We start from the raw sequence: 17089 nt of genomic DNA, 5'->3' as shown, positions 1-17089 counted from the left end.
CCTTTTGAGGGCGTGATCGTCATCTGACCGGGGTACACCGGAGAACAGCACGGCCTGAAGGGGCTGTGAATCCCGCTACGGGAGCCCATCCGGGGGATCTAGGCAGGAGTGTTGATATGGACATGCTGGCGGCAACAGAAGTTCTGGCCCGCTCGACCACCCAGACGAGCGTGGGGTGGATCGGCTACATCATCATCGGCGCCATCGCAGGCTGGATCGCTGGAAAGCTCGTCAAGGGCACCGGATCCGGGATCTTGATGAACATCGTCATCGGCATCGTCGGTGCGCTCATCGGCGGTTTCCTGCTCAGCTTCTTCCTCGACACCGCCGGTGGCGGATGGTGGTTCACGTTGTTCACCGCGGTGCTGGGTTCGGTGATCCTGTTGTGGATCGTCGGGCTCGTCACCAAGAAGTCGTAGCCGTTTCAGCTGCGCGCGGTGAGCACCCGGGGCGCGCCGTCGGTGACGGCAATGGTGTGTTCGCTGTGCGCGGTGCGGGAGCCGTCGGCGGACCGAATGGTCCAACCGTCCGGGTCGTAGACGATCCGGACGGTGCCGGCGGCCAGCCACGGTTCCAGCGCCAATGTCAGGCCCGGGCGTAATTTCAGGCCGCGCCCGGCCCGGCCGATATTGGGCACGTGGGGGTCCTCGTGCATGGTGCGGCCCAACCCGTGTCCGCCGAAGTCGGTGTTCACCGGGTAGCCGTAGTCGGCCGCGACGCTCCCGATGGCCGCGGAGATGTCGCCGAGTCGGTTTCCCGGCACGGCCGCAGCGATACCGGCGGCCAGTGCGCGCTCGGTGGCCTCGATCAGCCGCAGGTCCTCGGTCCTGGGGGTGCCGACGATGATGCTGCGGGCCGAGTCGGCCACCCAGCCATCGATCGATACCGCAATGTCCATGGTGAGCAGGTCGCCGTCGGCGAGGGTGTGGTCGTGCGGAAGACCGTGCAGCACTGCGTCGTTGACGGACAGGCAGATCACATTGCGGAACGGTCCGCGGCCGAAGGAGGGTGCGTAGTCCCAGTAACAGGACTGCGCGCCGCGTTCGGCGATGAGGTCGCGGGCGCGCAGTTCGAGGTCCAGCAGATTGACTCCGGGCCGGGCCCGCCCGGCGAGGTCGTCGAGAAGGGCGGCGATGAACGCCCCGGTGACCGCCATCGCGTCGACTTCCTGTGCTGTCTTCAGTTCCACCATGTTCGCCTGTACCCCGCCGTGATCGTCGAAGCCGGTATGAAAATACCGGCTGGGGATCACGGTAGCCGATCATCCCGGTATTTTCATACCGGGCGCGCTAGGCTGGCCGCATGGTGCGCCTTCCGCTGACAGCCGAACAGCTCGCCGCCGGTAAACGCATCGGCGAGCAACTCCGCCACGCACGTGGCGAGCGGACGCTGGCCGAGGTGGCGGCATCGGCCGGGATCTCACCGGAAACGCTGCGCAAGATCGAGACCGGGCGGTTGGCGACGCCGGCATTCACCACCGTGGCCGCGTTGGCGCGGGTGCTACCGGTGTCGCTGGACGAGCTGGCCGACAGCTGCCTGTTTCCCGTAGATCTGGAGCACGCCGGCTGACCCGTTCAGCTGGAGGCGTGCCACACCAGCGCCGCTGCCAGGGCGCCCATCCCATTGAGCGACCAGTGCAGCGCGATAGGTGCGATGAGGCTGCCACTGCGGCGCCGCAACCAGGTGAACACGAAACCCGCGGCGCCGGTGACGATCACGGCGCCGACGATGCCGGCCACCATGCCGAACACGCCGCCGCCGAGGATGCGGGTGAAGCCGACATTGCCACTGGTCAGGCCGAACGAGCTGGCGATATGCCAGAGGCCGAACAACAGCGATCCGGCAGCTGCGACGCCGCGGAAACCCCAGGCGCGATCCAAGGCCCCGTGCAGCACCCCGCGGAAGGCGAGCTCCTCGGGGATGACGGTCTGCAGGGGGATGATCACCATCGACGCGATGAGCGCGCCGGACAACGTGGCGTAATGGTTGTTCATGAACATCGGTCGCGTCCACGGCAGCGCGACACCGATCGCGATCACGGCGAGCACGATCCCGACGGCGGCCAGTGCGTAGCCGGCGCCCGAGCGCCACTGTTCGCGCCCGAGACCCAGCTCCGACCAGCCCAGCCCCCGGGAGCGCACCAGGATCACCAGGCCGACCGCGGCGGCGGGGACGATCGCGATATTGGCCCACGGGGTGGTGAAATGGGCGACGAGATTGGTGGCCACCAGAACGGTGACGACGATTCCCACGTCGATGTACACCCGGAAGCGCTGCAACGCAGAAGGCTGCCCAACCAGCGGGTGGGCAGGCGAATCGATCGGTGAAACCACCGCGCCGGCGTCAGACATCGCTTGTCAGTGTACGTGGTGGTGTTGTCTACCTAAGTTAGCGAACTGACGCGCTAAGGTGTCGGTCGTGCGGAAGAAGACACTGTGACGGCGGGGCAGGTGCTGCTCGACGGAGTCCGCGTTCTCGACGCCGCCGGGCCCGACGGTGCAGCGGTCACCCGGCTGCTCGCCGATCTGGGTGCCGACGTCCTCAAGGTCGACGCCCTGCGGGTCGATGTGCCCGGTCGCGATGACAGTCTGGCACCGCCCCTGGTGGAATCCCTGAGTGTCCCGCACACGCTGGACAACGCCAACAAGCGGTGCCTGTCGCTGGATCCGGCGGCCGATACCGACCGCGACCGGTTCCACGAGCTGGTCGCGGGGGCCGACATCCTGGTGGCCGACGGCCGACTCGCCGCCGAGTTCGGCGCCACCGCCGCCGAACTCGCCGATCGCCACCACGACCTCGTGGCCATGACGATCACCGACTTCGGTGCCGACGGACCGTACCGGAGCTGGTCCGGTACCGACGCGGTCTTCTACGCGATGTCGACGGCGCTGTCGCGCTCCGGACCCGCCACCGGCACCCCGGTACTTCCGCCGGTGGGGATCGCTTCGGCGACGGCCGCCGCTCAGGCCGCCTGGGCGGTACTGGCCGCCTACTACCACCGCCTGCGCCACGGTGGAGGCGAGCACATCGACTTCTCCCGATTCGAGGCGGTGGTCCAGGCCCTCGATCCGCCCTTCGGTTCCCAGGGACAGGCCGCGGCCGGACTCAAACGCACCGGCGGATGGCGTGGACGCCCGAGAAACCAGCAGATCTACCCGACGTTCCGATGCCGCGACGGTTACGTCCGCATCTGCCTTCTCTCGCCTCGGCAGTGGCGCGGGATGCGGGCCTGGCTCGGCGAGCCCGCGGAGTTCGCGGACCCCGAGTTCGACTCGATCGCCGCCCGGTTCGCCGCCACCGAACGGCTCAATGCGCTGATCGGTGCGCTGTTCGCCGAGCACACGATGGCCCACCTGGTTGAGCAGGGGCAATCGCGCGGGGTGCCCATCGCGGCGGTGCAGACTCCGGCCGAGGCGCTGGCATCCGATCATCTGCGCACCGTCGGAGCCCTGACATCGCTGTCGGTGGCCCCCGACGCGTCGGTGACGGTGCCGGTCGGACCCTTCGTCGTCGACGGGCAGCACCGCGGGCTGAGGCGGCCCGCGGTGGCCGATGCCGGGGCACAGTGGCTCGGTGCACCCAACGCGTTGGGGCGCCCGCAGAAGCAGGGTGTGCGGCCGTTCGACGGTTTGCGGATCCTGGACCTCGGCGTCATCGTCGCCGGCGGCGAACTGGGGCGGCTGTATGCCGATCTCGGCGCGCGTGTGGTGAAGGTGGAAAGCGCTGCCTATCCCGACGGGCTGCGCCAAACCGCACCGGGGCAGCCCATGAGTGCATCCTGGGCGCTGACCCACCGCAATGAGCTCAGCTTCGGTGTCGATCTGCGCACCCCCGAGGGCGCCGAGATCTTCACCAAGCTGGTCAGTCGGACCGATTTGGTGTTCGCCAACTTCAAACCGGGAACCCTTGCCGGGCTTGGCTTCTCGTTCGAGAAGCTGCAGCAGATCAACCCGCGACTGGTGCTGGCGGAAAGCAGTGCGTTCGGCGATACGGGGCCGTGGAGTGCCCAGATGGGCTATGGGCCGCTGGTGCGCGCCACCACCGGTGTCACCCGGCTCTGGCGCGCCGCCGGGGGCCGGGAGGACAGTTCTGCGGCGTTCTTCGATGCCACCACGGTGTTCCCCGATCACGTCGCCGCCAGGATCACCGCCATCGCCACCCTGGCCGCGCTGATCGGCCGTGAACGCACCGGCACCGGCGCGCATGTGCACATTTCGCAGGCCGAGGTGGCGATCAACCAACTCGCGGTGGCCTATGTCGCTGAGGCCGCCGCCCGGTCCGGGCTCGCCCTCACCGCGGACCCTGCCGTGCACGCGGTGTGCCCCTGCGCCGGCGACGACGAATGGTGCGTCATCTCGGTGCGTGATCAGACCGACCGCGACACGCTGGCCGCGCTGATCGGCATCGACCTGCCCACCGAGGCGGCCGCGCTGACGGCCATTCTCGGTGCCTACACCAGCGGGCGTGACAAGCACGAGCTCACCGAGCAACTGCAGCGGGCCGGCATCCCGGCCGGGCCGATGAACCGCCCCGCCGATGTCCTCGACGATGTGCAGCTGCAATTCCGGTCGCTCTACACCGATCTGGAGCATCCGCTGTTCGACGAACCGATGCCCAGCGAGACCGGGCCCGCGCCCTATCGGCGGATACCGCGCGGCGAGCTGCGCCCGGCGCCGACGGCGGGGCAGCACACCCGCGATATCGCCCACCGCGCACTCGGACTCGACATATCCGAGATCGACCGGTTGATCGCCGATGGTGTTCTCTTCGAGAGCGCACCGGTCGCCACCCCCACCGACGCGAGGAACACGTTATGAGCACCGCATCTATCTTCATCGACGGCGAGTTCCGTTCGGCATCGAAGTCGACCCCGGTGATCGAGGCGGCCACCGAGCAACAGCTCGGACTGGGTTCGGCGGCAACCGAATCCGAGGTCGACGCCGCGGTGGCGGCGGCGCGGTCCGCGCTGATCGGATGGCAACGGACACCGGCCACCGAACGCGCGGCGATCCTGCGGCGCTTTGCCGACGCCCTGCAACAGCGCGGACCCGACACCCACACGCTGTGTTCGCGCGAGAACGGGATGCCCATCCGGTTGTCCAAGGGTGCCAATGGCCTCTACCCCGCGCTGCTGCTGCGCTACTACGCCGACCTCGTCGACCGCGGTGCCGACGAGGAGACCAGGCCCGCAGCCATCGGACACACCATCGTGCGCCGCGAGCCGGTCGGGGTGGTCGCCGCGATCACACCGTGGAACTATCCGCAGGCCCTCGCCGCCATGAAGATCGCGCCGGCGCTGGCCGCCGGCTGCACCATGGTGCTCAAGGCCGCTCCCGAAACCGCCCTGGACGCATTGGTGTTCGCCGAGGCGGCCCGAGCGGCCGGGTTGCCTGCAGGGGTGCTCAACGTGCTGGCCGGTGGGCCGCAGGCCGGGGCGCATCTGGTGTCACACCCCGGGGTGGACAAGGTCGCCTTCACCGGTTCGACCGCCGCCGGGCGGGCCATCGCCGAGACGTGCGGCCGACTGCTGCGTCCGGTCACGCTCGAACTGGGCGGCAAATCGGCTGCGATCATCCTCGACGACGCCAACCTGGAAGCCACCGTCAAAGGTCTGCGTTCGGCCTCGTTCGTGAACAACGGTCAGACCTGTCACCTGAGTTCGCGGATCCTGGCCCCACGCTCGCGTTACGACGAGGTGGTCGACGCCGTCGCCGCCCTGGCCGACGGACTGGTGGTCGGTGACCCGCTGCAGAAGTCCACCGATATCGGGCCGCTGGTCAGCAAGCGTCAGCAGCAGCGCGTACTGGAGTACATCGAGGTGGGCCGGTCTGAGGCCAAACTGGTTGCCGGCGGCGCGGTTCCGGCCGATCAACCGCAGGGCTGGTTCGTGGCGCCGACGGTGTTCGCCGACGTCGACAACTCGGCGCGCATCGCCCAGGAGGAGATCTTCGGCCCGGTGCTCACGGTGATCCCGTACGGCTCGGACCAGGAGGCTATCGATATCGCCAACGACAGCGAGTTCGGCCTCGGCGGCACGGTGTGGTCCCAGGATGTCGAACGCGCCACCGAGATCGCGCGCGCCGTCCACACCGGCACCATCGGCGTCAACGAGTATCAGCTCGATGTGAACGCACCCTTCGGGGGCGTCAAGGCCAGCGGCCTGGGTCGCGAGCTCGGACCCGAGGGGCTGGCCGCCTATCAGGTGCTCAAGTCGATCTACCGCGTCGGCCCCGCCTGATCCCCAACCCGGAACCCGACGAGCGCGCGTGTCTGTACCCCGACACGCAGCTCTGACACTGAAATTTCCGCACGCTCGTGGAGAGGAATGCACGCATGACCATTGATCCCAGGACCCCGGTGCTCGTCGGTTTCGGCCAGACCAACCAGCGCGAGGAGAGCGCGACGACCGAGCCCGTCGACCTCATGGAGGCCGCCGCTCGCGCCGCCGCCGACCCGCGCGTGCTGGCCGCCGTCGACTCGGTACGGATCGTCAACCTGCTGTCCTGGCGGTACCGCGATCCCGGTCTGCTGTTGGCGCAGCGCATCGGGGCGGCCTCGGCGGCCACCCGCTACACCCCGATCGGTGGCAACGTGCCGCAGTCGCTGGTCAACCAGGCGTGCCTCGACATCCAGCAGGGGCGCAACGATGTGGTCCTGATCAGCGGCGGTGAAACGTGGCGCAGCCGAACCCGGTTGCGGGCCCGCGGTGAAAAGCTCACCGGCACAAAGCAGGACGAGTCGGTGCCGCTCGCGCCGGGCTCCGATGAGGAGTTCGCGCTTGCCGGCCCCGGCGAGCTGCGCATCCATCTGGACCGGCCGTCGTTCGTGTACCCGATGTTCGAGCAGGCCTTGCGCATCGCCGCCGGCGCCGCACCAGTCGAGCACCAGCGACGGATCGGCGAACTGTGGTCACGCTTCAGCGCGGTCGCGGCGACCAACCCGCACGCCTGGAACCGGGAGCCGCTGTCCGCCGAGGAGATTGCCAACCCGGGACCGAAGAACCGGATGATCAGCACGCCCTACACCAAGCTGATGAACTCGAACAATATGGTCGATCAGGGTGCCGCCCTGATCCTGATGTCCGCGGAGAAGGCCACCTATCTCCAGATACCCACCGAGCGTTGGGTTTTCCCGTACGCCGGCACCGACGCGCACGACACCTACGAGATCAGCCACCGCGCCGAGTTCCATGGCTCACCTGCTATTCGGATCGGGGGACTGACCGCGCTGGAACTGGCGCAGACCGATCTCGCCGATATCGCGTTGGTCGACGTCTATTCGTGCTTCCCGTCGGCGGTGCAGGTCGCGGCCAACGAACTCGGACTGGCTCTCGATGACCCGCGCCGGCCGCTGACCGTGACCGGCGGGCTGACCTTCGCCGGCGGACCGTGGAACAACTACGTGACACATTCGATCGCGACGATGGCCGAGCGGCTGATCGCCGAACCGGGCAGTCGGGGCCTGATCACCGCCAACGGTGGCTATCTCACCAAGCACAGCTTCGGGGTGTACGGGACCGAGCCGCCGAGCCACGAATTCCGTTGGGAGGACGTGCAGCAGAAGGTGGACGCCGAACCCACCCGGGCCGCCGAGGTCGAGTGGTCCGGCGTCGGCACGGTGGAGACGTGGACGACGCCGTTCGATCGTGAGGGCGAACCGGAGAAGGCGTTCCTGGCAGTGCGCACCCCCGCTGACACGCGCACACTGGCGGTGCTCACCGATCGCTCCGAGGCGCGGGCCAGCGTGGACGAGGACATCGCCGGGGCGAAGGTCACCGTGCGCGCCGACGGCACGGCGACGCTGGGCTGACCTACAGCAGGCCCAGTGCCGCCACGGCGTCGCGCTCCTCGCGTAGTTCGGCCACCGAGGCGTCGATCCTGGCGCGGGAGAACGCGTTGACGTCGAGTCCCTCGATGATCTCCCAGCGGCCGCCGACCGACCGGCACGGGAACGAGGACACCAGACCTTCGTCGACGCCGTAGGCGCCCGGCGACGGCAGTGCCACGGAAGTCCAGTCGTCGGCCGGGGTGCCGTGGACCCAGTCGTCGATATGGTCGATGGCTCCGTTGGCGGCCGAGGCCGCCGAGCTGGCGCCGCGTGCTTCGATGATCGCGGTGCCGCGACGAGCCACCGTCGGGATGAAATCGTCGGCAAGCCAATGGGTGTCGGCGGCATAGTCGGCACCGGACCGGCCACCCACCACGGCGTGGAAGATATCGGGGTACTGCGTCGGGGAGTGGTTGCCCCAGATGGTCATCCGGCTGATCTCGGTGACCGGCACCCGCGCATGCCTTGCCATCGCGGCGACGGCCCGGTTGTGATCGAGACGGGTCAGCGCGGTGAATCGGTCACGCGGGATATCGGGTGCGTGCGCCGATGCCACCAGGGCGTTGGTGTTCGCGGGGTTTCCGACGACGAGCACCCGCACATCGTCGGACGCGCCGGCATTGAGCGCCGCACCGGCGTTGGCGAAGATCTGCGCGTTGGCGCCGAGTAGGTCGGCGCGTTCCATGCCCTTGGTCCGTGGCCGGGCGCCGATGAGCAGCGCGACGTCGACTCCGTCGAATCCCCGCACCGGGTTGTCGTAGATCTCGGTGCCTGCCAGCAGTGGGAACGCACCGTCGTCGAGCTCCATCACCACACCCTCGGCGGCACGCACCGCATCGGGTAGTTCCAGCAGCCGCAGCGTAACCGGTGTGTCATGACCGAGCATCGCACCTGCGGCGATCCGGAACAACGCCGCGTAGCCGATCTGGCCCGCGGCGCCGGTGACGGCGACGGTGACGGGGGTGGGGGACATGCCGACCACCCTAATCGCGCCTCTGCGCGGTCAGTCGGACAACTCCGCGAGTGGCACCGACGGATCGGCCAGCCTCTGCCGGTCGATCTTCGTGCCGGATCGGATGAGGGCCTTGATGTCATCCAGGCCCTCCCAGATGTTGACGTTCATCCCGGCCAGCACGCGGTCCTTCTCGTCCAGCCAGAACGAGGTGTACTCGCGACCGTCGACATCGCCGCGGAAGATCACAGCCTCGTAGTCCGGTGCGTGACCAACGTACTCCATACCGAGGTCGTACTGGTCGGTGTAGAAGTAGGGCAGCTCGTCATAGACGCCCGGCTTGCCGAGCATCCCTGCGACGGCCACGGCGGGTTGTTTCTTGGCATTGGCCCAGTGCTCGGTGCGAATCCTGGTGCCGTACAGCGGATGCTGTGCTGCGACAATATCGCCGACGGCGTAGATGTCCACGTCGCTTGTGCGCAGCGACGCATCGACCGCGAGCCCACCGTCGGCGATGTCCAGACCCGCGCGTTCGGCCAGTTCGAGATTCGGTTGCGCGCCCACCGCAATCAGCACGGCGTCGGCCGCGACCGTGGAACCGTCGCCCAGGAGCACTCCGGAGGCCGGTCCACCGGCAGTGGTGGTGATGCCCTCGACGGTCGCGCCGAACCGGAAGTCGACGCCGTGCCCGGTGTGCAGGCCGGCGAACACCTTGGCGTTCTCCGGGCCGAGCGCCTTCAGCAGCGGCAAGTCAGCGTTCTCGACGACGGTGACGGCAAGATCACGGGACCGCGCTGCCGCGGCGACCTCCAGGCCTATCCAGCCCGCGCCGATGATGGCCAGTCGCTGTCCGTGCTGCAGCGCCGACAGCAGGGCATCGGCATCGGCGACCGTGCGCAGTACATACACACCATCGGCATCGGCGCCCGGGATCTCCAACCGGCGCGGCCGTGATCCGGTGGCCAACAACAGTTTGTCGTAATGCTCATGCCGGCCTTCGTCGAACCCGACGGCATGTGCGGCCGGGTCGATGGTGCTGACCTCGGTACCCAACCGCAACTGCACATCGTGTTCTCGAAACCAATCCGCGTCGTGCACGGTGAAATCGGGCGGTGCAGCCTTGCCGAGCAGGTAGTCCTTGGACAGCGGCGGACGCTCGTAGGGCAGCGCGGATTCGGCACCGAAAAGGATGATGCTCCCGTCGAAGTCGTTGTCGCGCAACGCTTCGGCGGCCTTTGCGCCGGCCAGTCCGCCGCCGATGATCAGATAGCTTGGTGTGGTCATGTCTGCTCCGTGGTTGCGGTTACGAGGGTGGCGCGTAATTCGTCGTCGAGGGAAACCCGCACCAGGGCGGCGGCCAGCCGGGCCGACCTGCGCGGTGCCAGGCGGTGCAGGCCATCCGGATCGTGGGGCAGACCCAGCCCGCGTGCGGCCTCGATCGCGCGGTCGTCGAAGTAGGGCCGCACCCAGGGCCACACGACCTGCACCTCGCGCAGGAAGATGTCCGCGCCCGTCGGCCCGATGCCTTTGAACTCCTGCAGTTGGCGTTTCGTCGTCGCCACGTCGTGGCCCGAGTTTTCGGCGAGCGTGCGGAGGTCCCCGCAGTAGTGCTCGCGGACCCGGGTCGCGAGTTCGGTCAACCGGGTCGCCGAGCTCTCGTCGTAGCGGGCGTAGTGTGCCCGGCCGAAACAGTCGATCATCGTCCGTCGGTCGGAATCCAACACCGAATCCGGTGTGCGCAGGCCCGCGGTGTGGAGTTCGCGGGCGGCGGCGGTGGCGATATCGGAGCCGATGGGCTTGCTGGCGAGCATCGCCAGCGTCAGCAACTGGAACAGCGGGGCGGGGGTGTCCTTGAGCGTGATGCCGGCTTGTTCGGCATACGTCGTACCCGCCTGCTGGATCAGCCGCTCGGCCCTGTTCTGCGAATCAGACATCGGTGTTGAGGTACCCAGGGCGGTCCGGCACAAACGTCGGCTACTTCGGGGGCAGCGACCTCGCGTGCGCGATCCCGCGACCCACCCAGGATTGCAGCCTGCGTGTATCGGAAACACCGGCGGTCGACACCCGGATCCAGCCACGGACCTCGCGCCCCGACATCACCATCGGCTCGACATGCTCGCGGCCGAGCAGGGCACCGGTGTCTTCGGCGGGCACCCGCACCATCAGCCCGCCCTGACCGGATACGCAGACGGCCATGTGCCCGTTCACCAGGAAGGCCAGCCCACCGAACATCCGCCGCTCATCGGCCCCGCCGACAAGCTCCCGCACGCGCTCTGCCAGATGCAGGTCGTAGGCCATGTCAGTCCAGGTCCGCCCGGATGGTCAGGTCTGTCATGCCGAGATTCTAAGCAGTACCGGGCTCACAGCGGACGTCGAAATTGACAGAGTTCGCGATGAAGCACAGGTGATGGGCCCGCTCATGGATCGCCGACAACGCATCCAGGTGTCGGGGATCATCCACCCGGACCTCCGGCCGCAGCACCACCTCGGTGAAATGCCCACCACCATCCTCGGTTTCGGTCATTGTGCCCGACGGATGATCGGTGTACCCAGTGACGACGATGCCCTCCTGAGCGCATAGCCCGAGAAACCACAGCATGTGGCATTGGGACAGCGATGCGACCAGCAGCTCCTCTGGATTCCACCGCTGCGGGTCACCGCGGAAGGACGGATCCGCGCTGCCGGGGATCGTCGGCTTGCCGGCCCCACTGATGTCATGGGCGCGCTCGTATGCGCGGTAGCCGCTGGTGCCGGTTCCGGTGTTCCCGGTCCAGGTGATGTCCAATTCGTAGCTGTGTGTCTTGCCGGCCATGCTCATACGGTAGGGGTCCACCCGAGCGCCGGTCCCAGGTGGGCAGCCAGGTCGCTGATGATCTGGGTGTAGTCGGCCGACGCAAAGGTGAACGGTAGTGCGAAGGTCACCTCGTCGGCGCGCTGAAATCCGGCGTGCTCATAGAGCAGTTCGGCGAGTTCGCTGGAGGGGCCGACGTAATCGGGCGAGAACAGCATCCCCCGCGGACCTTGAGGTTCCTTGGTGCGTTCGAAGCGACTCGCGGCGTAGTTCCGATAGCGGCGCACCTGTTCATCGGTGGCGCTGTCGGTCGGAATGACCACCAAACCTTGTGACACCCTTGGGTTTCCGGTGTGGACGGCCCGGTAAGCGTCGATGTGCTCGGCCTGGATGGTGGCGAAGTCCCTGGAATCGGTTCCCTCGATCGAGACAACGGAGCTGGTCAGGTAGTTCAGGCCGTGGCGGCCGGCCCAGACGGCCGAATCCCGGCCACCCCCATACCAGATCCGTTCCACCAGTCCAGGGGAGTGCGGTTGGACGTGGTCGGTGAATTGTTCGATGCCGAGGGTGCCGGAGAAGTCGCTGACCGGGTCACCGCGCAACGCACGCACCAGGCGCAACACGCGCTCCTTCGAGAAATCCTCGGTGTCATGGGTGCTCGGGTACAGCGCCGCCTTGTAGTGGTCGTAGAGCATCGGGGTACCGACCGAGACACCGGGATTGATACGACCACCGGACAGCAGGTCGACGGTGGCCAGGTCTTCGGCCAGGCGAAGCGGGTTTTCCAGACCCAGCGGAATCACCGCGGTGCCGAGTTCGATGCGGGAGGTGCGCTGGGTGGCGGCCGCCATGATCGCGACCGGTGAGGAGATGCCAGGTTGTAGATGCCGACACCGCAGCCAGACGCTGTCGAACCCGAGCTGTTCGGCGAGCTCGACGACTTGCAGGGTCTCTTCCAGCCCGGGCCGCGGATCGGCGGCGTCGAACCGACCGATGGTCAGGAATCCGAGCTTGCGCAGCGGTTCACCGCGTCGGGGCATGGGTGGTCACCTCTCTATGGCGAGCTGGGGGCACCTCCCGCTTGCGGGGGAACGCAAACTTGCACTATTTCCAGGGAAATGCGCGAGTTTGCGTCTGCTCGCGGGAAATCAGGCAGCCGCAGTGACGGCCTCGGCGGCCGGCTCCAGCGCCAGCGCGACGATCTCGGCGACATCGGTCATCGGCCGGACGTCGAGCGCGGCCAGAACTTCCTCGGGGACCTCGTCGAGATCGGGTTCGTTGCGCTGCGGGATGAAGACGGTCTTCAGCCCGGCCCGTTGTGCGGCAAGCAGTTTCTGCTTGACACCACCGATGGGCAGCACCCGGCCGTTCAGCGTGACCTCGCCGGTCATGCCCACGTCACCGCGGACCTGCCGCCCGGTCGCCATGGAGACCAACGCGGTCACCATCGTCACACCGGCCGACGGACCATCCTTGGGCACCGCTCCCGCGGGCACGTGCACGTGAATCTGCCGGTCCAGCGCCTTCGGGTCGACGCCGAGCTGCTCGGCATGGGCACGCACGTAGGACAGCGCGATCTGCGCCGACTCCTTCATGACGTCGCCCAGCTGACCGGTCAGCTTGAGACCCGGTTCGGCATCGACCGCACCCGCCTCGATATAGAGCACATCGCCACCGAGTCCCGTCACGGCCAGACCCGTCGCCACACCCGGCACCGCGGTTCGCTCGTCGGAGTCCGGAGTGAACCGCGGACGGCCCAGGTACTCAACGAGATCCGGCTCGTCGACGGTGATCGCCGACGGGTCGGCGGCCAGCTTGGTCGTGACCTTGCGCAGCGCCTTGGCCAGCAGCCGCTCGAACTGCCGCACGCCCGGTTCGCGGGTGTAGTCGGCGGCGATCTTGCGCAATGCCGCGTCAGTCAGCGTGACCTCCTCGGGGGTCAACGCCGCGCGTTCGGCCTGTCGGGGCAGCAGGAAATCCCGCGCGATCGCCACCTTGTCGTCCTCGGTGTAACCGTCGATCTGGATCAGCTCCATGCGGTCCAACAGCGCCGACGGGATGTTCTCGATGACGTTGGCCGTCGCCAGGAACACCACATCGGACAGGTCCAGGTCCAGCTCCAGGTAGTGGTCGCGGAACGTGTGGTTCTGCGCCGGGTCCAACACCTCGAGCAGCGCCGAGGACGGGTCGCCGCGGTAGTCCGAGCCCACCTTGTCGATCTCGTCGAGCAGCACGACGGGATTCATCGAACCGGCCTCGCCGATGGCCCGCACGATCCGGCCGGGCAGCGCACCGACATAGGTGCGCCGGTGCCCGCGGATCTCGGCCTCGTCGCGCACGCCGCCCAGGGCGACGCGAACGAACTTGCGGCCCAGGGCCCGTGCCACGGATTCACCCAGCGAGGTCTTGCCGACCCCGGGCGGGCCGGCCAGCACCATGACGGCACCGGAGCCACGCCCGCCGACGACGGACATGTTGCGTTGGGCGCGCCGCGCCCGCACCGCCAGGTATTCGACGATGCGGTCCTTGACGTCCTCCAGACCGTGGTGATCGGCGTCGAGGATCTCGCGGGCCGCTTTCAGGTCGGCCGAGTCCTCGGTCGTGACGTTCCACGGCAGGTCCAGCACGGTGTCCAGCCAGGTGCGGATCCAGCCGCCTTCGGGGCTCTGATCGCTGGAGCGTTCCAGCTTGCCGACCTCGCGCAGCGTGGCCTCGCGGACCTTCTCCGGCAGCTCGGCGGCCTCCACGCGGGCCCGGTAATCGTCCTCACCCTCCTGGCCGTCGGGACCCAGCTCGCCCAGTTCCTTGCGGATCGCGGCCAACTGCTGGCGCAGCAGGAACTCCTTCTGCTGCTTGTCCATCCCGGCCCGGACGTCCTCGGCGATCTTGTCGTTGACCTCGACCTCGGCCAGGTGCTCGCCGGTCCAATCGATCAACAGACGGAGCCGACGCTCGACATCGGAGGTCTCCAGCAGTTCACGCTTCTGCACATCGCTCAGGTACGAGGCGTAGCCGGCTGTGTCGGCCAGCGCGGACGGGTCGCTGATCTTGTTGACGACGTCAACGATCTGCCATGCCTCGCGGCGTTGCAGCATCGCCAGCAGCAGCTTCTTGTACTCGCCGGCCAGGGCTGTGGTCTCGATGGAGACCTCCGCCTCGGCGATCGGCTCGACCTCGACCCACAGCGCGGCGCCGGGTCCGGTGGTGCCGGAGCCGATGTGTGCGCGGGTCTCGCCCTTGACGACGGCGGCCGCGCCGCCGCCGGGAACCCGGCCCACCTGCACGATCGAGGCGAGCACCCCGTAGGTGGGGTAGCGGTCATCCAGGCGCGGTGCGATGAGCAGCTTGCCGGTCTCGCTGGCCTGCGCGGCGTCGACCGCGGCACGGGCAGCGTCGTCGAGCTCGATGGGCACCACCATGCCGGGCAGCACGATGGGCTCGCTGACGAACAGGACCGGGACTGTGATGGCTTCAGACATCAATCCTCCAAAGTTGATTCTGATGCACTCAACCCGGAGCGGTCTGCGGTTGTTCCCGGCGCACGGTCACTGCGCTGAGGGCGAACACCGGGGTGGCGGTGCCGGGGGATCGGCCGACGGCACCGCCGACTCGTCCATGCGCTGCCCTCGCGCCCGGGCCCGTTTGGCGATGACGATCGTCAGCAGCGTCAGAATCCCGATGACGATGAGCGACACCGCCGTGTTGAGGCCCTTGCCGACGTCGACCGAGAACGAATAGATGATGCCCAGGCTCAGCCCCGTGCCGACCAGCAACCCGACACCCCACATCGCGGAGAGCAGGACGTGGATGCGTCGCCGGACGGCCGCGGCCCCGGTATCCGCCGACTCCGGCGCGTCGTCCGGTTGCACCCGTTCGGCGACAACCTGGGTCAAGGGCTTACCGAGGACACAGCTGCCGAGGAAGATCAGCGCGCCGATGCCGCCGACCAGGGTGTCGCCGACCATCAGCATCCGGGCATCCGATGTCGCCAGGCCGACGGCCAGGCTCAGGCCGAAGTTGAGCATCAGGTAGCCGGCGAACGGGTCCAACCGGCGCGCGCGGATCGCGTCGTAGCCGACCTTGGCTCCGGCCAGCAGCGTCGCGGTGAGCAGGGCCAGGTATTCGGACACCCCCGCGGCGCGCAACCCGTAGTAGGCGACCAGCGGCGGGGCGATGTCGAGCAGCATGCCGCGCAGAACAGGGGTCACGCGCAGATGCTAGATGGCGATTCTGACTATCGGCTGTCAACGTCCCTGAGCCGCGCCACATAGCCGTGAGAGTGACGTTTCTGCGCTATCCAGGCCATGGATAGCGCAGAAACGTCACTCTCGTGAACAGACACAAAGCAGGGAGCCTGCCGTTCGGGGGGTACGGCAGGCTCCCTGGGTCTTTGGTGTGTCGGGTCAGTCCGTCATCATGCGACGGCCTGGGCTCCCAACACGCGCTGGATATCAGGCTTCATCATCTGAAGCTGCTGGCCCCAGTAGCCCCAGCTGTGGGTGCCCTGTGACGGGAAGTTGAACACCCCGTTGGTCCCACCGGCCGCGACGTACTTGTCCCGGAAGCTGACGTTGGTCCGCAGGGTGAAGCCCTCCAGGAACTGCGCGGCCATCAGGTTGCCGGTGTTGGCGCCGACGTCGAGGTCCGACGGGGTGCCGGTACCGCAGTAGATCCAGACGCGGGTGTTGTTGGCCACCAGCTGGTTGATGTTGACCATCGGGTCGTTGCGCTTCCACGCCGGGTCCGAGGACGGGCCCCACATGCTCTCGGCATTGAAGCCGCCGGCATCGTTCATGGCCAGCCCGATCAGCATCGGCCACCAACCCTCGGACGGGTTGAGGAAGCCGGAAAGCGATGCGGCATAGATGAACTGCTGCGGGTGGTGGATCGCGTAGTTCAGCGATGCGCTACCGGCCATCGACAGGCCGACCACGGCGTTGCCGGTGCGCGACACGCCCTTGACGGTCTCCAGGTAGGTGGGCAGCTCCTGGGTCAGGAAGGTCTCCCACTTGTAGGTGTAGTTCTGCCCGTTGCCCTTCGAGGGCTGGTACCAGTCGGCGTAGAAGCTGGACTGGCCGCCGACCGGCATGATGGTGGACAGACCGGACTGGTAGTACCACTCGAATGCCGGGGTGTTGATGTCCCAGCCGTTGTAGTCGTCCTGGGCGCGCAGGCCGTCGAGCAGGTACACCGCGTGCGGCCCACCGCCCTGGAACTGCACCCGGATGTTGCGGTTCATCGCCTGGGAGAACACGTCGAGGTACTCGACGGGCAGCCCGGGCCGCGAGAACGCACCAGCAGTCGCCGAACCCCCGGCGAAACCGATCAGCCCGGGCAGCGCCAGCATCGATGCGGCAACCACCGCCAGTCTGCGGAGCCAACCGCCACGGATTTTCCTGATGGTCTTCATAACGGCAACCAACCCACCTTTCGTCTTCAAGCAATCGCCGTTGCTTTCTTCGATGGGTAGTTCAACACGGGCCACTTGCGTCACACGCGTACCAGCGCGGCGTGGTGTA

16 protein-coding genes are annotated in these 17089 nt (G+C 67.7%); 5 read left to right on the top strand and 11 right to left on the bottom strand.

The window, feature by feature from the left end:
• Positions 1-116 precede the first annotated feature (116 nt).
• Positions 117-419, top strand: coding sequence for a GlsB/YeaQ/YmgE family stress response membrane protein (locus tag G154_RS15620; protein ID WP_019510005.1), 303 nt, complete (start codon positions 117-119; stop codon positions 417-419).
• A gap of 5 nt (positions 420-424) precedes the next feature.
• Here G154_RS15620 and map read toward each other — a convergent pair whose 3' ends face one another.
• Positions 425-1192, bottom strand: a complete 768-nt coding sequence (map, locus tag G154_RS15615; RefSeq protein ID WP_023985847.1) for a type I methionyl aminopeptidase — start codon at positions 1190-1192, stop codon at positions 425-427.
• A gap of 110 nt (positions 1193-1302) precedes the next feature.
• On the opposite strand from map, the gene G154_RS15610 reads away from it, so the two are divergent.
• Positions 1303-1569, top strand: coding sequence for a helix-turn-helix domain-containing protein (locus tag G154_RS15610; protein WP_019510007.1), 267 nt, complete (start codon positions 1303-1305; stop codon positions 1567-1569).
• A gap of 5 nt (positions 1570-1574) precedes the next feature.
• On the opposite strand, the gene G154_RS15605 is transcribed toward G154_RS15610, so the two are convergent.
• Entirely contained in the window at positions 1575-2351 is a 777-nt protein-coding gene (locus G154_RS15605) for a CPBP family intramembrane glutamic endopeptidase (RefSeq protein ID WP_019510008.1), read from the bottom strand.
• Between the two features lie 84 nt (positions 2352-2435).
• Between G154_RS15605 and G154_RS15600 the strand changes: the two genes are divergently transcribed.
• From G154_RS15600 to G154_RS15590, 3 genes are all read left to right on the top strand, one after another.
• Positions 2436-4817 carry a CoA transferase gene (locus tag G154_RS15600; protein WP_019510009.1) on the top strand — a complete coding sequence of 794 codons (2382 nt, stop codon included), beginning with the start codon at positions 2436-2438 and terminating at the stop codon, positions 4815-4817.
• On the top strand, positions 4814-6238 hold the full coding sequence (locus G154_RS15595) for an aldehyde dehydrogenase (protein ID WP_019510010.1): 1425 nt from the start codon (positions 4814-4816) through the stop codon (positions 6236-6238). Before G154_RS15600 ends, G154_RS15595 begins: the two co-directional genes overlap by 4 nt.
• 95 nt (positions 6239-6333) lie before the next feature.
• Complete coding sequence (locus tag G154_RS15590) at positions 6334-7809, top strand: acetyl-CoA acetyltransferase (RefSeq protein WP_019510011.1); 1476 nt, start codon at positions 6334-6336, stop codon at positions 7807-7809.
• A 1-nt stretch (position 7810) separates the two neighbouring features.
• Here G154_RS15590 and G154_RS15585 read toward each other — a convergent pair whose 3' ends face one another.
• The 9 genes from G154_RS15585 to G154_RS15545 form a co-directional block, all read right to left on the bottom strand.
• Positions 7811-8800, bottom strand: a complete 990-nt coding sequence (locus G154_RS15585) for a malate dehydrogenase (protein ID WP_023985845.1) — start codon at positions 8798-8800, stop codon at positions 7811-7813.
• Between the two features lie 30 nt (positions 8801-8830).
• Complete coding sequence (locus tag G154_RS15580; protein WP_019510013.1) at positions 8831-10063, bottom strand: NAD(P)/FAD-dependent oxidoreductase; 1233 nt, start codon at positions 10061-10063, stop codon at positions 8831-8833.
• On the bottom strand, positions 10060-10713 hold the full coding sequence (locus G154_RS15575; RefSeq protein WP_019510014.1) for a hypothetical protein: 654 nt from the start codon (positions 10711-10713) through the stop codon (positions 10060-10062). Before G154_RS15575 ends, G154_RS15580 begins: the two co-directional genes overlap by 4 nt.
• Before the next feature lie 40 nt (positions 10714-10753).
• Positions 10754-11077: a TfoX/Sxy family protein gene (locus G154_RS15570; protein WP_019510015.1), complete on the bottom strand. Its 324-nt coding sequence runs from the start codon at positions 11075-11077 to the stop codon at positions 10754-10756.
• 46 nt (positions 11078-11123) lie between these two features.
• Entirely contained in the window at positions 11124-11591 is a 468-nt protein-coding gene (locus tag G154_RS15565; RefSeq protein WP_023985844.1) for an OsmC family protein, read from the bottom strand.
• Between the two features lie 2 nt (positions 11592-11593).
• Positions 11594-12610, bottom strand: coding sequence for an LLM class flavin-dependent oxidoreductase (locus G154_RS15560; RefSeq protein WP_019510017.1), 1017 nt, complete (start codon positions 12608-12610; stop codon positions 11594-11596).
• 108 nt (positions 12611-12718) lie between these two features.
• The gene (gene lon, locus G154_RS15555) at positions 12719-15049 is read right to left on the bottom strand and encodes an endopeptidase La (RefSeq protein WP_019510018.1); all 2331 of its coding nucleotides are present in this window, start codon (positions 15047-15049) and stop codon (positions 12719-12721) included.
• Positions 15050-15115: 66 nt separating this feature from the next.
• Positions 15116-15778 carry a VC0807 family protein gene (locus G154_RS15550; protein WP_019510019.1) on the bottom strand — a complete coding sequence of 221 codons (663 nt, stop codon included), beginning with the start codon at positions 15776-15778 and terminating at the stop codon, positions 15116-15118.
• A gap of 206 nt (positions 15779-15984) precedes the next feature.
• The gene (locus G154_RS15545; RefSeq protein ID WP_019510020.1) at positions 15985-16980 is read right to left on the bottom strand and encodes an esterase family protein; all 996 of its coding nucleotides are present in this window, start codon (positions 16978-16980) and stop codon (positions 15985-15987) included.
• Between the last annotated feature and the right edge of the window lie 109 nt (positions 16981-17089).

Origin of the sequence: Mycobacterium sp. VKM Ac-1816D, assembly GCF_000416385.1 — a bacterium.
GTDB lineage: Bacteria > Actinomycetota > Actinomycetes > Mycobacteriales > Mycobacteriaceae > Mycobacterium > Mycobacterium neoaurum_A.
Note: the sequence above shows the minus strand (reverse complement) of the source record. Positions and strands in the feature narration are given on the sequence as shown.

Excerpts from the sequence above, each read along its gene's own strand:
- G154_RS15620 (WP_019510005.1), top strand. The coding sequence starts at position 117 with ATGGACATGCTGGCGGCAACAGAAGTTCTGGCCCGCTCGACCACCCAG.
- map (WP_023985847.1), bottom strand. The coding sequence starts at position 1,192 with ATGGTGGAACTGAAGACAGCACAGGAAGTCGACGCGATGGCGGTCACC.
- G154_RS15610 (WP_019510007.1), top strand. The coding sequence starts at position 1,303 with ATGGTGCGCCTTCCGCTGACAGCCGAACAGCTCGCCGCCGGTAAACGC.
- G154_RS15605 (WP_019510008.1), bottom strand. The coding sequence starts at position 2,351 with ATGTCTGACGCCGGCGCGGTGGTTTCACCGATCGATTCGCCTGCCCAC.
- G154_RS15595 (WP_019510010.1), top strand. The coding sequence starts at position 4,814 with ATGAGCACCGCATCTATCTTCATCGACGGCGAGTTCCGTTCGGCATCG.
- G154_RS15590 (WP_019510011.1), top strand. The coding sequence starts at position 6,334 with ATGACCATTGATCCCAGGACCCCGGTGCTCGTCGGTTTCGGCCAGACC.
- G154_RS15585 (WP_023985845.1), bottom strand. The coding sequence starts at position 8,800 with ATGTCCCCCACCCCCGTCACCGTCGCCGTCACCGGCGCCGCGGGCCAG.
- G154_RS15580 (WP_019510013.1), bottom strand. The coding sequence starts at position 10,063 with ATGACCACACCAAGCTATCTGATCATCGGCGGCGGACTGGCCGGCGCA.
- G154_RS15575 (WP_019510014.1), bottom strand. The coding sequence starts at position 10,713 with ATGTCTGATTCGCAGAACAGGGCCGAGCGGCTGATCCAGCAGGCGGGT.
- G154_RS15570 (WP_019510015.1), bottom strand. The coding sequence starts at position 11,077 with ATGGCCTACGACCTGCATCTGGCAGAGCGCGTGCGGGAGCTTGTCGGC.
- G154_RS15565 (WP_023985844.1), bottom strand. The coding sequence starts at position 11,591 with ATGGCCGGCAAGACACACAGCTACGAATTGGACATCACCTGGACCGGG.
- G154_RS15560 (WP_019510017.1), bottom strand. The coding sequence starts at position 12,610 with ATGCCCCGACGCGGTGAACCGCTGCGCAAGCTCGGATTCCTGACCATC.
- lon (WP_019510018.1), bottom strand. The coding sequence starts at position 15,049 with ATGTCTGAAGCCATCACAGTCCCGGTCCTGTTCGTCAGCGAGCCCATC.
- G154_RS15545 (WP_019510020.1), bottom strand. The coding sequence starts at position 16,980 with ATGAAGACCATCAGGAAAATCCGTGGCGGTTGGCTCCGCAGACTGGCG.